Genomic DNA, 16935 nt, shown 5'->3' with positions numbered 1-16935 from the left:
GGGTCTCAGCGCAGGGCGCGCTGCATCAGCACGGTGTCCACCCAACGCCCGAACTTGAAGCCGACGTCGCGCAGTACGCCGACCTGCTCGAAGCCCAGGCTCTGGTGCAGCCGCAGCGAGCCCGTGTTGGCGCTGTTTCCGACGCAGGCGACCATCTGGGTGAATCCGGCGTCGGTGCAGCGCAAGATCACCTCGCCCAGCAGCGCCTTGCCGATGCCGTGGCCGTGCATGCCTTGCGCCACGTAGACCGAGTCCTCCACCGTGTGCCGGTATGCGGAGCGGGCGCGGTAGGCGGTGGCGTAGGCGTAGCCGGCCACCTCGCCGTCGAGCATCGCCACGAGATAGGGCATGCCGCGCGCGATCACGTCGGCGCGGCGTGCCTGCATCTGCTCGACGCCCGGCACTTCCTCCTCGAAGGAGCAGAGGTCGTGCAGCACGTAGTGGCTGTAGATGGACTGCACGGCCGTCATGTGGCGCGGCTCGGCATCGAGGATTTCAACGGTGGTGGAAGCAAGATGTGGCGATGACATGGACCGATCTTGACGATCCTCAATCGATAAGTGAAGCTTCGCTGACCTATGCAAAGCATAAGAAATACTTTGGATAAATCGCTGAATCTCGACCAGCTCAGGTCCTTCTCGCTGGTGATCGAAACGGGCAGCTTCTCGGCCGCCGCCGACAGGCTGGGCATCTCGCAGCCGGCCGTGAGCCTGCAGATCCGCCAGCTCGAACGCCGGCTGGCGGTACGTCTCGTCGAGCGTGTCGGCAAGCGCGCGCAGGCCACGCCCGCGGGCATGGAGCTGCTGCGTCACGCGCAGAACATCGAGACTGCGGTGGAGAACGCCGTCGACGCATTGGCCGATCACGCCAGCGGCATCGCGGGCCGCGTGCGGCTGGGCACGGGCGCCACGGCCTGCCTGCATTTCCTGCCGGCCGTGCTGCGCGGACTGCGCGAGCGCTTTCCCGAACTCGGCGTGGTGGTCAGCACCGGCAACACCGAGGACCAGGCGCGCAAGGTGGAAGAGAACGGCCTCGACCTCGCACTGGTCACCCTGCCGGTGGCCGGGCGTTCGCTGGAGGTGATGCCGGTGCTCGACGACGAGTTCGTGGCCATCGGCCGGGCGGACGTCGAGCCGTTGAAGACGCGCGTGACGCCGGGCGACCTGGGCGCGCTGCCGCTGGTGCTGTTCGAGCCCGCCGCCAACACGCGCAAGCTGGTCGACCGCTGGTTTGCCGCGGAGGGACTGCAGCCGCAGCCGGTGATGGAGCTGGGCAGCGTCGAGGCGATGAAGGAGATGGTGGCCGCGGGGCTGGGCTATGCCATCGTGCCGGGCATGTCGATGGTGGGGCGGGGCGCCCATCCCGAGCTGAAGACAAGCCGGCTGAATCCCCGCATGCACCGCACGCTGGCCGTCGTGATCCGGCGCGACAAGCCCGTCAACAAGGCCTTGCGCGTAGTGCTCGATGCGATCGTAGCTGCCGGGAAGAAGCCCGGCAGCTGTTGACCGACCAATGCCGCGTTATTCCGGAACCGCAGCGAGCGCTGCACCACCGCGTGCGCGGCCCAGCGTGCCGACGATCAGCGCCGCGATCAGCACCAGCACGCCGCTGAGCACCATCGCGCTGGAGATGCCGAAGCTGTCGACCGTCACGCCGCCGATCAGCGCGCCGGAAGCGATCGCTACCTGGAAGCCGCTCACCAGCAGGGCCTGGCCGGCTTCGGGCGCGTCGGGCACGGCTTCCATCATCCAGCCGGTGAGCGCCACCGGAATCAGGCCGAAGGCCACGCCCCAGATCACGACAACCACCGCGCCGGGCACGAAGCCGGAACCGATCACGGTGGTCAGCAGCAGGGCCGTGGCGAGCATCAGCGCCGCCAGCAGGGTGGTGCCGCGCACGCTGCGCGCCACCAGGCTGCCACCGAGGAAGGTGCCGACGAAGCCCACAGCGCCGTAGACCAGCAGCAGCGTCGAGACCGAGTTGGGCGCCAAGCCGAACACCTGCTGCAGCAGCGGCTTCAGGTAGGTGTAGGCCGCGAAGTGGCCGGCGATGAAGAACAGCACTGCTAGCAGGCCGACCTGCGCCATGCGGCGCGTGAGCGGCGTCAGCAGGTCGCGTGCACCGATGGCGCGCACTGGCGGAATCGCGGGCAGCAGCCACAGCTGCACCAGCAGCACGAACGCAGCCAGCGCACCGGTCACGGCGAACGAGGCGCGCCAGCCGAACAGCGTGCCGAGGAACGAGCCGGCCGGCACCCCGAGCACCGTGGCGGCCGACACACCCGCCAGCACCAGCGACATGGCACGTGCCTGCGAGGCATGCGGCACCAGCTGCGTGGCGGCGGCGGGCGCAAAAGTCCAGAAGCCACCGACGCACAGGCCGAGCAGCAGGCGCGCCACCAGCATCGTGCCGAAGTTGGGCGCGAAGGCGGCGAGCAGGTTCGAGGCGATCAGCAGCGTGGTGAGCGCGATCAGCACGGTGCGGCGGTCGAGCCTGCCCGAGGCGACGATCAGCGCCGGGCCGGCGAACGCGGCCAGCACGCCGGGCATGGTGACCATCAGGCCGGCCGTGCCATCGGACACGTTGAGCCCGCGCGCGATGTCGGTGAGAAGGCCGATGGGCATGAACTCGGTCGAGACCATCGCGAAGGTGCCGACGGCGATCGAGCCGACGGCGAGCCATGCGGAGCGCGATGCCGGAGCCGGCGCGGAGGCCGGCGCCGATGCAGCGAGGTCGTCGATGCACGGGTTGCTGCTTGGGGAATTCATCATGATGGGAAGCGGTCCTTGGGAGCACCGGAGGCGAGGCGCACCGATGCCGTTGAAGAGGCATCGAAGTGTGCGAGCCGTCGCCTCCGCGACAAAGAGACCGGGGAGCAGTAGTCAGTTTCCCTGGGGCGAACAATCGGCTCTTTTGATGGCCATCGCCATCAATGCGCCCCTGATGCCCGCTACGCCAGTGCTGGCCGCAGCTGCAATATCCGCCCGTCGGCGATGAAAGAGTCGCCGATCAGCACACGAAAGGATTCACCGACCGGAAAGCGCGGCATCGCGATGGCCGGCGAGAGGAATTCGACTTCGAGCGCGGCGGGCTTGCCGCGCTCCAGCGCATCGCCCGGCGGCACGACCCAGCGCGCCGAGAAGCCTTCCTTGTCGAGCACCAGCGCGCAGCGGTATTCGCCCGGGGCGACGGGAATGTCCTGCGAGGGCAGGGCCGGCTTGCGGAAGGTGATCTCGGCGAGCACGTTGGGCGTGAAGGCGCCCAGGTCGTCGAAGCCGGGCGGCGCGGGAGGTGGCGCACGGCGCGGCCGCTTGCTGATGAGCCACGCGATGACATTGCCGATGATCGGCACCCACAGCACCATCAGCAGCGTGGCGATGTCGCGCGTGGTGGTGCCGGGCGCCGCGTAGTGCCGCACGATCGCGCCGCCCACTGCCACGCACAGCAGCACGGCGACGATGACCTTGCGCCTGAACCGGATCCTGGTAGTGCTCATGCCTTGGCCGGCGGTGCTTCGGGGAACGAAGGAATCGCGGTGGCGTGGTCCAGCCACGGCACTTCGTGCGAGGTCCAGATATGTGCCGTGGGGCGCTGGCCCGGATCGTCGTCGAGCGAGCCCAGGCGCAGGATCACCTGCGGCTGCGCCACCCACTCGGCGACGAGATGCGTGCCGCAGCGGGTGCAGAAGTGGCGCAGCTTGCCGGGCGTCGATTCGAAGGAGCCGATGGCGTCCTCGCCCGCGGTCCAGCGGAAGTCGGCCCTGTCGGCGCGCCCGGTCGTCGTGAAAGCCGCGCTGTGCGCCTTGCGGCAGGTCTTGCAATGGCAGTGGATGACGGGGCCGGCGAGGCGCGTGGCCTCGTATCGGACGGTGCCGCACAGGCAGGAGCCTTTCATGGCTTTTCCTTCTTTCGGTCGCGATGGGTGAGTGGGGCTGCGAGTCTATGCCTGCCGCAAGAAAAGACGGGCCCGTTCAGGGCCCGTCTTCACTTCGCCGCGTGGTGCGTCGTCAGCCGGTGTTGCGCAGCCCCGCCGCGACCCCGTTGATCGAGATGTGGATGCCGCGCTGCAGCCGCTCGCCGCCGTCGCCCGCGCGGTAGCGCCGCATCAGCTCGACCTGCAGGTGGTGCAGCGGATCGATGTACGGGAAGCGGTGGCGCACCGAGCGCTGCATCTCGGCATTGCCCTCGAGCCGCTGCTTCGCGCCGGTGATGAGCGAGAGCGCGTCCGAGGTGCGGTGCCATTCGGCGTCGATCATCGAGAACACCTTCTGGCGCAGCTTGCGGTCGGTGACCAGCTCGGCGTAGCGCGAGGCCAGCGCGAGGTCGCTCTTGGCGAGCACCATGTCCATGTTCGACAGCAGCGTGCGGAAGAAGGGCCACTGCACGTACATGCGCTGCAGCAGCGCCTGCCGTTCCTTCTTGCCCGCGGCATTGCCGGCGGCGGCCAGGAACTGCTCCACGCCCGAGCCGAAGCCGAACCAGCCCGGAATGGTGAGGCGGCACTGGCCCCAGCTGAAGCTCCACGGCACCGCGCGCAGGTCGTCGATCTTGTGGCTGGGGTTGCGCGAGGCGGGGCGCGAGCCGATGTTGAGTTCGGCGATCTCGCGGATCGGCGTGGAGCCGAAGAAGTAGTCGCCGAAGCCCGGTGTCTCGTAGACCAGCTTGCGGTACGCGGCCATGCTCGCGGCCGACAGTTCGCTCGCGGCCGAGAGGAAATTGGCGGGCGCCGACTTGCCCTGCGGCAGCAGCGTGGCCTCGAGCGTGGCGGCCACCAGCGTCTCGAGGTTGCGCCGGCCGATCTCGCGGTTGGCGTACTTCGAGCCGATCACTTCGCCCTGCTCGGTCAGACGGATCTGCCCGCGCACCGTGCCCGGCGGCTGGGCCAGGATCGCCTGGTAGCTCGGGCCGCCGCCGCGTCCCACCGTGCCGCCACGGCCGTGGAACATGCGCAGGCGGATCGGCTTGGCCTTCTTCTTGTTCAACTCGTCGAAGAGCGACACCAGCGCGATGCCCGCGCGGTACAGCTCCCAGTTGCTGGTGAAGATGCCGCCGTCCTTGTTGCTGTCGGAGTAGCCCAGCATCACGTCCTGCTCGGCGCCCGAGCGCTCGATGAGCGCCTGGATGTTCGGCAGCGCGTAGAAGGCGCGCACGATGGGCGCGGCGTTGCGCAAGTCTTCGATAGTCTCGAACAACGGCACCACGATCAGGTCGCAGGTCGCGTTGCCGTCCATCGCGCCGCGCAGCAGGCCCACTTCCTTCTGCAGCAGCAGGGCTTCGAGCAGGTCGCTCACCGTCTCGGTGTGGCTGATGATGTAGTGGCGGATGGCCGCCGCGCCGTAGCGCGCACGCGCCGTGCGGGCGGCGGCGAAGATGGCCAGCTCGCTCTTCGCAAGTGGCGAATAGTCGGCGTCGGGCACGCGCAGCGGGCGGGCGTCGTCGAGCAGCCTCAGCAGCAGGGTCTGCTTGGCCTCTTCGGCCAGCGACGCATACGAGGGCTCGATGCGCGCGGTGGCCAGCAGCTCGGCGATCACCGCCTCGTGCTTGTCGGAACTCTGGCGCAGGTCGACCGTGGCCAGGTGGAAGCCGAACACCTCCACCGCGCGGATCAGCGGCAGCAGGCGCGGCGCGGCCAGCACGCTGCCGTGCTTTTCCTCCAGCGACTCCGCGATGGTGCGCAGGTCGGCCAGGAATTCTTCCGCGTTGGCGTACGGGTTCTGCGGCGCGACGGCGTGGCGTGCGGCCTCGCCGCCGGTGAGTTCGCGCAGCGTCGCGGCGAGGCGCGCGTACACGCCGGTGAGGGCGCGGCGATAGGGCTCGTCCTTGCGGTGCTCGTTGGTGTCGGGCGAGCGCTCGGCCAGCGCCTGCATCTCGACCGACACATCGACCAGCGTGGCCGACAGCGACAACTCGCCGCCAAGATAGTGCACTTCGGTGAGGTAGTGGCGCAGCGCCAGTTCGCACTGGCGGCTCAGCGCGTATTCGAGCGTCTCGGCCGTGACGTTGGGGTTGCCGTCGCGGTCGCCGCCGATCCACTGGCCCATGCGCAGGAAGGGCGCGACCGACGGTGCCTGGCCGCCTTGCGCCAGGGCCTTCTCGAGGTCGGCGTACACGCGCGGGATCTCGCGCAGGAAGGTGGCCTCGTAGTAGCTCAGCGCGTTCTCGATCTCGTCGGCCACGGTGAGCTTGGAGAAGCGCAGGATGCGCGTCTGCCAGATCTGCGTGACACGGATGCGCATCTGCGTTTCGTTCTCGGCGAATTCGAGCGGCGTGAGCGTGTCCTTGCCGCCCGCGTAGGCGCTCTGGCGCAGCCGGATCTCGTCGCGCACGGTGAGCAGCTGCGCGATGGCGCGCTCGGCATCGAGGATGCTCTTGCGCTGCACTTCGGTCGGGTGCGCGGTGAGCACCGGCGAGACATAGCTGTGGGCCAGCGAGGCGACGATGTCGTCGGTCTTCACGCCGGCCTTGCGGATGCGCGCGAGCGCCGTTTGCAGATCGCCCTCGACGCTTTCGCCCGCGCGTTCGGTTTCGGTGCGGCGGCGGATCTGGTGGCGGTCTTCGGCAAGATTGGCCAGGTGGCTGAAGTAGGTGAAGGCGCGAATGACGCGCACTGTCTCTATCGCGCTCAGGCCCTTGAGCAGGTTCTTCAGCGCCCGGTCGGCCGCGTGGTCGGCATCGCGGCGGAAAGCCACGGACAGGGTGCGGATCTTCTCGACCAGTGCGTAAGTCTCGTCTCCTTCCTGCTCCCGGATCACGTCGCCGAGGATCCGGCCCAGCAGCCGGATGTCTTCGATCAGTGGCTGGTCTTCCGCCTGGCGGCGCTTCGGGGGAGCAGGGGTCTTGCTGGCTTTCATTCGATGTTTGTCCTGGACTTATGACTTCTTGAATGGATGCGCCGCCTGCGTTGTTGCGGCGCAACATGCTAGCATTCCAAAGGTTTGAAACACGTACTTTTGGGACCGGTCTTGAGCAATATCGTCATCGCCACGCGCGAAAGCCGCCTGGCACTGTGGCAAGCCGAACACGTGCAGGCCCTTTTGCAAGAAAGAGGCCACACGGTCAGCCTGCTGGGCATGACGACCACCGGCGACCAGATCCTCGACCGCACGCTCAGCAAGGTGGGCGGCAAGGGGCTCTTCGTGAAGGAACTCGAACTCGCGCTCGAAGAAGGACGCGCCGACATCGCGGTCCATTCGCTGAAAGACGTGCCAATGGACCTGCCCGAAGGCTTCGCGCTGGCCTGCGTGCTGGAGCGCGAAGACCCGCGCGACGCGCTCGTCTCTCCCCGCTATGAATCGATAGACGCCCTGCCGCAGGGCGCGGTGGTCGGCACTTCGAGCCTGCGCCGCGTGGTGCTGCTGCGCGCGCTGCGACCCGACCTGCGCATCGAACCGCTGCGCGGCAACCTCGACACCCGCCTGCGCAAGCTCGACGAAGGCCAGTACGACGCCATCGTGCTGGCCGCGGCCGGGCTCAAGCGGCTGGGGCTGGAAAGCCGCATCCGCGTGGCATTCGATCCCGACACCATGCTGCCCGCCGCGGGGCAGGGCGCGCTCGGCATCGAGGTGCGCGCCGACCGCAAGGACCTCATCGAACTGCTGGGCTCGCTGGCCCACAGGGGCGACTGGCTCTCCACCGCTGCCGAGCGCGCCGTGAGCCGTGCGATGGGCGGCAGCTGCTCGATGCCGCTGGCGGCCCACGCACGCTGGCAGGCCGACGGCGCATTGCGCATCGACGCCGCATGGGGCGATCCGGAAGGCAATGCGGCGCTGGTGAAGGTGCATGCGCTGGCATCGGCCGGCGACTTCGCCCAGGCGGATGCGCTCGGCGAGCATGCCGCGGCGCTGTTGCGTGCCGCCGGGGCCCACTGATACCGGTGGTCGTCGTATGACCGGCCGCTCCGTCATCGTCACGCGGCCGGCGCGCGAGGCGGCGCAATGGGTGAGCGACCTGCGCGACGCGGGGCTCGATGCGGTGGCGCTGCCGCTCATCGTGATCGAGCCTGCGGCCGACGTCGAGCCATTGCGTGCGGCATGGCAGCGAATCGGGGACTACGCTGCGCTGATGTTCGTGAGCGCCACGGCCGTCGAGCATTTCTTCCAGCACAGGGGCGCCGCAAATTCGCTGGCAGGTCACCGCTTCTGGGCCACGGGCCCCGGCACCACGCGCGCCTTGCTGCGCGCGGGCGTGCCGCGGGAATCCATCGACGCACCTCCTCCGGAAGCCACGCGCTTCGACTCCGAGGCGCTGTGGGAGCGCGTCCACGCGCAGGTGTCGCCGGACGTGCGCGTGCTGATCGTGCGCGGCGGCGACGAAGCCGGACGACCCGCGGGACGCGACTGGCTCGCCAACGAGATCGATGCCGCGCGCGGTCATCGCGACACCGTGGTGGCCTATCGCCGCTTGCCGCCATCGCTGGATGTCGTACAACGCAAGCTGGCCATGGACGGCGCCGAGGGCCGCGCGATCTGGCTCTTCAGCAGCTCCGAGGCCATCGGCAATCTCCAGCGCGCGATGCCCGGCGTGCAATGGCATGCCGCGAGCGCTGTCGCCACGCATGCGCGCATCGGCGAAGCCGCGCGGGGCGCGGGTTTCGGGACGTTGCGTGTATGCACACCGCTGCTGGAGGCGCTGGTCGCGTCTATAGAATCCTTGGCATGAGCGCCGCGTCCCCCACAGACGATTTTTCTTCTTCCCCATCCGCTGCCACGGCGCCGGTGCCCGCCACGCTGGCACCGCATCAGACACCTGCCGCGCAGGCCGCCGGAGCGCTGCTTCTCTCCCGTATCGGATTCGCCCTCGTGGCCCTCGTGGCACTGGCCGCGCTGCTGATGTCCATCGCGCTGTGGCAGAAGGTCGGCGGCATGAAGGAGCAGCTCGCCCGCCAGAGCGCCGACGCCATCGCGCAATCGATGGAAGCGCGCACGCTGGCCCGCCAGGCCAGCGACACGGTGCGCGATGCATCTGCCCGCGTGGCGCTGGTCGAAACCCGCGTGACCGAAATCGCGCTGCAGCGCTCGCAGCTCGAGGAACTCATCCAGAGCCTCTCGCGTTCGCGCGACGAGAACCTCGTGGTCGACATCGAGTCCGCCGTGCGCCTTGCCCTGCAGCAGGCGCAGGTCACCGGCAGCGTAGAGCCGCTGCTGGCCGCCCTGAAGGCCGGCGACACCCGCATCGCGCGCGCCGCGCAGCCTCGGCTGACGCCCCTGCAGCGCGCCATGCAGCGCGACGCCGACCGCCTGCGCAGCAGCGCCAGCAACGATGGCGGCGAGGCGTTGCAGAAGCTCGACGAGCTGATGCGCAACGTGGACGACCTGCCGACGCTCAACGCGGTCGCGGTGCGCGGCACCGGCACCAATGCATGGCAGCCCGAACCCATTCCCGCTGACGCGCCGTGGTGGCGCCGCGCGCTGCTCACGGTGCGCGGCGAGGCCCGCTCGCTGGTGCGCGTCGGCCGCATCCAGAGCCCGGAAGCGATCCTGCTGGCGCCCGAGCAGTCGTATTTCCTGCGCGAGAACCTGAAGCTCAAGCTGCTCAATGCGCGCCTGTCGCTGCTGTCGCGGCAGATGGAAGCCACGCGCAGCGAGCTGTCGCAGGTAACGGCTTCGCTCAATCGCTACTTCGACCCTGCGTCGCGCCGCACCCAGGCTGCGGCCACGCTGCTGCAGCAACTGCAGGCCCTGGTGAAGACGACCGAGCCGGTCCGTATCGACGACACGCTGTCGGCACTTGCCACCGCAGCGGCAGGCCGCTGATCGGACATCCATGCGCGCAGCAATCTGGCTCCTCGCCCTTTTCGCCGTTGCAGCGGCAGTCGCTCTCTTCGCTGGCAACAACCAGGGCACGATCACCGTGTTCTGGCCGCCATGGCGCGTCGATCTCTCGCTGAATCTCGTGCTCGTGATCCTGCTGGTGGCCTTCGTGCTGCTGCATGCGGCGCTGCGGGCACTGGCGGCGCTGTTCTCGTTGCCCACGCAGGCGCGCCAGTGGCGACTGCAGCAGAAGGAGCGCACGCTTCACTCCGCCTTGCTCGACGCGATGGTGCAGCTGATCTCCGGCCGCTTCTCGCGCGCGCGCAAGGCCGCGCAGGCCGCGCTCACGCAAGAAAAGACGCTGGCCGCGCTCGGCGCCAGCCTGCCACAGGCGCAGCAGGTTCGCGTGCTTTCGCATCTGCTCGCGGCCGAGAGTGCGCAGGCGCTGCAGGACAAGGCTGCGCGCGATGCGCATCTGCAGCAGGCCCTCAACGAAAGTGCGGACCGCACCGTGCTCGCCAGCCCCGAGACGCGCGAAGGCGTCCAGTTGCGCGCGGCGCGCTGGGCGCTCGAAGACCGCGACGCGGCCGCCGCGCTCGCACGGCTCGAAGAGCTGCCGCAGGGCGCGCAGCGTCGCACGCTCGCATTGCGCCTGCGGCTCAAGGCGGCACGCCAGGATCGCCGGACGCTCGAAGCGCTCGAAACCGCGCGCCTGCTGGCCAAGCACCGCGCCTTCTCGGAGGCGGCGGCGCAGAGCATCGTGCGCGGCCTCGCGACCGAACTGCTGTCGGGCGCACATGACCCTGCGCAGCTGCTTCGTGCATGGACCGAGCTCGATGCCAACGAACGCGAGATGCCCGAGGTGGCGATCCACGCGGCGCAGCGCATGGTCGCGCTGCGCGGCGATCTCGCCCTCGCGCGCGGCTGGCTGCTGCCGGCCTGGGAGCGCATGGTGGCCAATCCGCGCGGGCTGGGTGACGCATTGCGCGTCAAGCTGGCGCGCGCGCTCGAAGCGGGGCTCGATTCGGTGGATGCCGAGTGGCTGGCGCGCATCGAAAGCGCACAGCGCAACAACCCGCGAGACCCGAATCTGCAGTACCTCGCGGGCATGGCCTGCATGAAGCGCCAGCTCTGGGGCAAGGCGCAGCAGCTCCTGATGCAGGCCGGCCTCGGCCTGCAGGACACCGAGCTGTATCGTCGCGCCTGGCTTGCACTGGCCCAGCTGGCCGAAGATCGCGACGACGCCGAGCAGGCCGCCGAAGCCTGGAAACGCGCGGCGCAGGTCGAGAACAGCTGAACCGGGGGTTTTGTCAGGGGCACGCGGGCTTCTTCAGGCCCGGCGCCGGTTGTGCCGACTGCTTTCCGCCACCGAAGACGAGCCAGCTGATGCCGGCCAGCACCCACACGCCGACGCCGCCGTAGAGCATCACCAGCCCGAAGCCCTGTACCAGCGCCGCGTGCACCACCGCGCCGGATGGATCGGCCTGCGACAGCGCCGGGAAGCTGTCGGCAATCGATGCGAAGCTGCCGGCCGCGATCTTCTCCGCCAGCGTGCGCAGCTGAAGTGCGTCGAGCGACGCCGAGAGCGCGCCACGCAGATGCGAATGGATGCCTTCGAGCAACACGAAACCCATCAGCGCGATGTTGATGGCCAGCGTGATGAGCCGCGCGCTCATGTCCATGCCCGACGCCATGCCCGCGCGCGTGCTCGGCACCGAGCCGGTGGTGGTGTTGGTCACGGGCGTGTTGGTCAGGCCCAGCCCGATGCCGGCCAGCAGGCAGCCGGGCAGCATCGTCATCCAGCTCGCGTGGGTCATGCCGCTGCCGTAGCGCATCGCGATGAAGCCGAGCCCGATAACGAACAGGCCCGCCGGAATGACCACGCCCGGCCGGTAGCGCAGTGACAGCCGCTCGGCCAGCGGCGGCAGCACCAGCGTGGGCAGCGTGTAGGCCAGCAGCGCCGAGCCGGCCACGACTGCGTCGTAGCCCAGCGCGCCCTGGAAGTAGATCGGCAGGTAGATCATGAACGGCCAGAAGCTGAAGTTCATGCCGATGGAGCCGATGATCGAACCCGAGAAGTTGCGGATTTTGAAGACCGAGAAGTCGAACATCGGGTGCGGGTTGATCTTCTCCACCCACAGGAAGAGCACGAAGCTCGCGGCCGACGCAACCGCGATGCCGATGGACAGCGGGCTCGAGAAACCAAGGCTGGGCCCCTGCGTGATGAAGCTGGTCAGGCCCAGCACTGCGAGCGACAGCGTGACGATGCCGGGCAGGTCGAGCCGCTGCGCATCGGGGTCGCTCGACTCCTGCACGCTGCCCAGCACGAGCACGACCGCCACCACGGCCAGCGGCGCATGGACCAGGAACACCCACTGCCAGCTCGACAGCGCCACAATCGCGCCGCCGATGATCGGCCCGAAGCCCAGGCCCATGCCGAAGACCACGCCCCAGGTGGCGAAGGCCCGGCTGCGCTCCTTGCCCTGCTGGAACTGGTGCGAGAGCACCGCGAGCTGGCAGATCAGCATCGCGCCGCCGCTCAGGCCCTGGAGGAGGCGCGCGGCGATCAGCACCGGCGCGTTCTGCGCGAGCCCGCAGGCCAGCGAGGTCAGGCCGAACAACACGACGCTGACGACGAGGATGCGCTTGCGGCCGTAGCGGTCGGCCAGCGTGCCGGCGGCCATCAGTACCGTGGTGCAGGCGATGGTGTAGGCGTTCATGATCCACTGCATGTCGCTGAAGTCGCCATGCAGTGCTTTTTCGAGCGTGGGAAGAATGACCGGCACGCTGGAGATTTCCAGGCCGAACATCAGCGCGATGAGGCAGATGGCGGCCAGCGCGACACGGTTCCTGCCGGTGTGGGAGAGAGGCATCGGGGATCTTTCTGGGAGCTTTGGCAAAGAGGTCCGGGCGATTCTGGGGAAAGCCTCTTCATGATGGAAATGATTTAATTTCCTAGAATCCATGATCAATCATCATTGATCTGCTGCCATGGATTTCGACCCAGCGCTGTTGCGAGCCTTCGTGGCCGTCAAGGAAACCGGCGGCTTCACGCGTGCTGCCCAGCGGCTGCACCTGACGCAGTCGGCCATCAGCCACCAGATCCGGCGGCTGGAGGAGCAGGTGGGCCGGCCGCTGCTGCATCGCACGACGCGCCGCCTCACGGTGACGGAGGACGGCGAGGACTTTCTCCGCTACGCCCAGCAGATCCTCGAAACGCTCGACGCGATGACGCGGCGCTTCCAGCCGTCGCCGATCGCGGGCGTGGTGCGCTTCGGCGCGCCGGACACCTTCATGGGCGAGCGACTGCCGCCCTTGCTGTCGCAGTTCGCGCGCTCCTTTCCCGCCACGCGCATGGAGGTCAGCGTGAGCATGCATCTCGACTTCCGCGCCATGATCCGCGCGGGCGAACTCGATCTTGCGGTGGTGATGTCGCCGCCCGGCTGCGAGGAGGGCACGCGCCTGCGCCGCACGCAACTGGTCTGGGCGGCGGCGGAAACCTTCGAGGCGTCGCCGGGCGCATCGCTGCCGCTGGCTTTCTTCCCGAAGCCTTGCGTCAACCGCGAGGTGGCGGCCGGAGCCCTGGATGCCACTTCGCGCGACTGGCACGTGGTCTTCACTTCGGCGAGCCAGCACGGCATTCGCGCGGCGGTGCTGGCGGGGCTGGCCGTGACAGTGCTCACGCGCGAGGACGTTGAGCCGGGCATGAAGATCGTCGATGGCCGCTACGGCTTGCCGCCATTGCCGAGCGTGGATTTCTCGCTGATCTGGAGCGAGGGCGGCAGGACGGAATGTGCCTGCCGGTTCGGCCAACTGATCCTGGAGATGCCGGAACTGCCGGCGCACGACAGGGCATGAATAAAAAAACGGCGCCAGAGGCGCCGTTTTCTACTTGCGAGCTTGCGTCGCTCAGATGGAGCGTTGCTGCTGCTGTTCCTGCTCGAACGGCAGCGACATCGAGCCGAGGTCGCGGCGGGTTTCGACCAGCACCAGCGGGCCTTCGTCGAGCACGACCACCGGCGGGCGCTCGCGCGGCACATGCACTGGCTTCGGCTCGGCTTCGATGGCGGCGCGGGCTTGCGCGATGCGCTCGGCGTCCGAGTTGACCCACTGCAGGCCCGAGCTCTCGGCGATCTGCGCGAGCTCGGCCAGCGGCAGCTCGAAGGGCTGGACCTTGGGCAGTGCGCGACCGTTGGCCGCCGCGGGTGCCTTGGCGGCGACGCTTTCGGCGATCACGATCTGCTCGGCAACCGCGGCGGCGACGACCGGCGCGGGGCGCTCGGCGCGAACCTGCTGCTGCGGTGCCTCGCGGACTTCCGTTGCGACAGCAACGGCTTCCACAGCTTCGGCGCGCTCGGACACCAGCGGCAGTTGCTGCTGGGGCTCTTGCGACGAGAGGCCTTCGGCAGCCACTGCTGCGCCGGCTTCGGCTTCGTCGCGCGGACCACGTTCGCGGCGGTCGCGGCCATAACGGTCACGCGAACGGCCGCGGCGCTCTTCGCCGTCGCGGCGCGGTGCCTGCTCGTTGCTGCCGTTGATGGCGGCCTCGTTGCCTTGGTCGGCATCGGCTGCCGCGGCTTCGGCGCCGCGTGCGTCTGCCTCGGCCTGCGGCGCATCGTTGCGACGTTCGCGGCGACCGTCGTTGCGGTCATTGCGTTCGCCACGCGGTGCGCGCTGCTCGTCGCGGCCGTTGCGTGGCTGGCGTTGCTCGCCTTGCGCGGCGCCTTCGCCGGCTTCGGCATTGCGTTCGCGGGCGCCGTTGTCGCCATTGCGGTCACCACGTTCGCCACGCTCGTTGCGCTCGCCGCGTTCACGACGTTCGCCACGGGCGCGCGGCGCGCGCTCCGCTGCATTGCCTTCGTCGCCTGCGGCAGCGCCAGCCAGTTGCTGGGCTTCGAGGTTGACGCCGTCGAGCGCCTCGGCCGGCAGCACGCTGTTGCGACCTTCGCGGCCTTCACCTTCGCGGCGCTCGCCGCGTCCGTTGCGGCGCTGTTCGCCGTCGCGCGGTGCGCGCGCTTCACGCGGCTCGCGTTGTTCGCGCGGCTGGTTGGCGCCTTCGTTGCGTTGCTCGTTGCGCTGTTCATTGCCACGGCCCTCGCCGCGTCCTTCACGGCGCTCGCCGCCGCGGCCGCCGCGGCGTTGCTCGCCGTCGCGACCGTTCGGGCGTCCGCCGTTCTCGCCACGGCCCTCGCCGCGGCCTTCGCCACCGCGGCCGCCACGGCGCTGTTCGCCGTCGCGCGCGCCGCCGCGGGCTTCACCGTCGCGGCCAGGGCGGCCGTCGCGGCGGGGCTTCGGTGCCTCGACCGGGATCGCTGCAGGTGCGGGCGCCGCAGCGGGAGCCGGCGTGCCGCCGAACAGGTTCTTGATCCAGGCGAAGAAGCCCTTCTGTGCCGGAACCGGCGCGCTCACCACGGGCGGAGCGACCGGTGCCGGTGCGGCAGGAGCGCGCACCGCTTCGGGCTTGGGCTGCACCACGGGCGCGGGTGCATCGGGCAGCACGCCCTTGATGACCGGCGTCTGCTTGTTGGTGGGCTCCTGCGAACGGCGCGTGACCGAGGTCGGGTCCTCGATTTCGTCGGCCATCTTGTAGCTGGCCTCGATGTGGTCCAGGCGCGGGTCGTCGTGCTTCAGGCGCTCGAGCTTGTAGTTTGGCGTCTCGAGCGTCTTGTTGGGCACCATCAGCACGCTCACGCGTTGCTTGAGCTCGATCTTGGCGATCTCGGTGCGCTTCTCGTTCAGCAGGAACGAAGCCACTTCCACCGGCACCTGCACGTGCACGGCGGCGGTGTTGTCCTTCATCGACTCTTCCTGAATGATGCGCAGGATCTGCAGCGCGCTCGATTCGGTGTCGCGGATGTGGCCCGAGCCGCCGCAGCGGGGGCAGGGGATCGACGAGCCTTCGGAGAGCGCCGGCTTCAGGCGCTGGCGGCTCATTTCCATCAGGCCGAACTTGCTGATCGAGCCGAACTGCACGCGGGCACGGTCTTGCCGCAGCGCGTCGCGCAGGCGGCTTTCGACTTCGCGGCGGTTCTTCGACTCGTCCATGTCGATGAAGTCGATGACGATCAGGCCGCCCAGGTCGCGCAGGCGCATCTGGCGGGCCACTTCGTCGGCGGCTTCGAGGTTGGTGCGGGTGGCGGTCTCTTCGATGTCGCCGCCCTTGATGGCGCGGGCCGAGTTCACGTCGACCGAGACCAGCGCCTCGGTGTGGTCGATCACGATGGCGCCGCCCGAGGGCAATTGCACGGTGCGGGCGTAGGCCGATTCGATCTGGTGCTCGATCTGGAAGCGGCTGAACAGCGCCGCGTCGTCGCGGTAGCGCTTCACGCGGGCGGCATGCTCGGGCATGACGTGCGCCATGAATTGCTGCGCCTGGTCGTAGATGTCGTCGGTATCGATCAGGATGTCGCCGATGTCGTGATTGAAGTAGTCACGGATGGCGCGGATGACCAGCGACGATTCCTGGTAGATCAGGAAGGCGCCCTTGCCGCCCTTGGCCGCGCCGTCGATGGCGCTCCAGAGCTTGAGCAGGTAGTTCAGGTCCCACTGGAGTTCGGACGCGATGCGACCGATGCCGGCGGTGCGCGCGATGATGCTCATGCCCTTCGGGTACTCGAGCTGGTCCATCGCCTCCTTGAGTTCGGCGCGGTCGTCGCCCTCGATGCGGCGCGAGACGCCACCGCCACGGGGGTTGTTCGGCATCAGCACGACATAGCGGCCGGCCAGCGAGATGAAGGTGGTGAGGGCCGCGCCCTTGTTGCCGCGTTCTTCCTTTTCGACCTGGACGGTAAGTTCCTGGCCTTCGCGGATCGCGTCCTGGATGCGGGCCTGGCTGGCCGACACGCCTTCGGCGAAATACTGCTTGGAGATTTCCTTGAACGGCAGGAAGCCGTGGCGGTCTTCGCCGTAGTCGACGAAACAGGCTTCGAGCGAGGGCTCGACGCGCGTCACGACCGCCTTGTAGATGTTGCCCTTGCGCTGCTCGCGCCCTTCGATTTCGATTTCGTAGTCGAGCAGTTTCTGCCCGTCGACGATTGCCAGGCGGCGTTCTTCGGCCTGCGTGGCATTGATCAGCATCCGCTTCATGATGCGTTGTCCTTATATGTATCGTTCTACCGGCCCATGACGAGCCAACGATGCACGGACGACGCCCGCGAAACCAGGGAATTGCCGCTTGGGCCCCGGAT

General features: G+C 68.7%; 13 protein-coding genes. 6 read left to right on the top strand and 7 right to left on the bottom strand.

The genetic code is table 11. The features are described from left to right. Window positions 1-5: 5 nt before the first annotated feature. Window positions 6-530 carry a GNAT family N-acetyltransferase gene (locus EJO71_RS05395; protein ID WP_125947787.1) on the bottom strand — a complete coding sequence of 175 codons (525 nt, stop codon included), beginning with the start codon at window positions 528-530 and terminating at the stop codon, window positions 6-8. Between the two features lie 48 nt (window positions 531-578). Here EJO71_RS05395 and EJO71_RS05390 point away from each other — a divergent pair, with 48 nt between their 5' ends. Further along, window positions 579-1505, top strand: a complete 927-nt coding sequence (locus tag EJO71_RS05390) for a LysR family transcriptional regulator (RefSeq protein ID WP_125947788.1) — start codon at window positions 579-581, stop codon at window positions 1503-1505. A gap of 15 nt (window positions 1506-1520) precedes the next feature. On the opposite strand, the gene EJO71_RS05385 is transcribed toward EJO71_RS05390, so the two are convergent. The 4 genes from EJO71_RS05385 to ppc all read right to left on the bottom strand — a co-directional run bounded on the left by EJO71_RS05385 (window position 1521) and on the right by ppc (window position 6850). Further along, the gene (locus EJO71_RS05385) at window positions 1521-2771 is read right to left on the bottom strand and encodes an MFS transporter (RefSeq protein WP_125947789.1); all 1251 of its coding nucleotides are present in this window, start codon (window positions 2769-2771) and stop codon (window positions 1521-1523) included. 179 nt (window positions 2772-2950) lie between these two features. Continuing rightward, the gene (locus EJO71_RS05380; RefSeq protein ID WP_125947790.1) at window positions 2951-3496 is read right to left on the bottom strand and encodes a hypothetical protein; all 546 of its coding nucleotides are present in this window, start codon (window positions 3494-3496) and stop codon (window positions 2951-2953) included. Then, on the bottom strand, window positions 3493-3894 hold the full coding sequence (locus tag EJO71_RS05375; protein WP_125947791.1) for a GFA family protein: 402 nt from the start codon (window positions 3892-3894) through the stop codon (window positions 3493-3495). Before EJO71_RS05375 ends, EJO71_RS05380 begins: the two co-directional genes overlap by 4 nt. A gap of 112 nt (window positions 3895-4006) precedes the next feature. After that, entirely contained in the window at window positions 4007-6850 is a 2844-nt protein-coding gene (gene ppc / locus EJO71_RS05370) for a phosphoenolpyruvate carboxylase (RefSeq protein WP_125947792.1), read from the bottom strand. A 111-nt stretch (window positions 6851-6961) separates the two neighbouring features. On the opposite strand from ppc, the gene hemC reads away from it, so the two are divergent. From hemC to EJO71_RS05350, 4 genes are read left to right on the top strand one after another with little or no spacing between them, the layout of a single operon-like run. Beyond that, window positions 6962-7867, top strand: coding sequence for a hydroxymethylbilane synthase (gene hemC / locus EJO71_RS05365; RefSeq protein ID WP_240651293.1), 906 nt, complete (start codon window positions 6962-6964; stop codon window positions 7865-7867). Between the two features lie 16 nt (window positions 7868-7883). Then, window positions 7884-8657: a uroporphyrinogen-III synthase gene (locus tag EJO71_RS05360; RefSeq protein ID WP_125947794.1), complete on the top strand. Its 774-nt coding sequence runs from the start codon at window positions 7884-7886 to the stop codon at window positions 8655-8657. Next, window positions 8654-9751 (top strand): uroporphyrinogen-III C-methyltransferase, encoded by a 1098-nt coding sequence (locus tag EJO71_RS05355; RefSeq protein WP_125947795.1) that lies wholly within the window; start codon window positions 8654-8656, stop codon window positions 9749-9751. The genes EJO71_RS05360 and EJO71_RS05355 overlap by 4 nt, the downstream gene beginning before the upstream one ends. Window positions 9752-9761: 10 nt before the next feature. Further along, entirely contained in the window at window positions 9762-11045 is a 1284-nt protein-coding gene (locus tag EJO71_RS05350; protein ID WP_125947796.1) for a heme biosynthesis HemY N-terminal domain-containing protein, read from the top strand. 13 nt (window positions 11046-11058) lie between these two features. Here EJO71_RS05350 and EJO71_RS05345 read toward each other — a convergent pair whose 3' ends face one another. Continuing rightward, window positions 11059-12621 carry an MFS transporter gene (locus EJO71_RS05345; protein ID WP_125947797.1) on the bottom strand — a complete coding sequence of 521 codons (1563 nt, stop codon included), beginning with the start codon at window positions 12619-12621 and terminating at the stop codon, window positions 11059-11061. 118 nt (window positions 12622-12739) lie between these two features. Between EJO71_RS05345 and EJO71_RS05340 the strand changes: the two genes are divergently transcribed. Then, window positions 12740-13606, top strand: coding sequence for a LysR family transcriptional regulator (locus EJO71_RS05340; RefSeq protein ID WP_125947798.1), 867 nt, complete (start codon window positions 12740-12742; stop codon window positions 13604-13606). Window positions 13607-13657: 51 nt separating this feature from the next. Here the strand turns inward: EJO71_RS05340 and EJO71_RS05335 are convergent, their stop codons facing one another. Further along, a complete protein-coding gene (locus EJO71_RS05335) occupies window positions 13658-16834 on the bottom strand; it encodes an Rne/Rng family ribonuclease (protein ID WP_125947799.1) in 3177 nt (1058 codons plus the stop codon). Window positions 16835-16935 lie beyond the last annotated feature (101 nt).

Source organism: Variovorax sp. 679 (assembly GCF_003952185.1).
Taxonomy (GTDB): domain Bacteria; phylum Pseudomonadota; class Gammaproteobacteria; order Burkholderiales; family Burkholderiaceae_C; genus Variovorax.
This window is presented reverse-complemented; position numbering and strand designations above follow the sequence as displayed.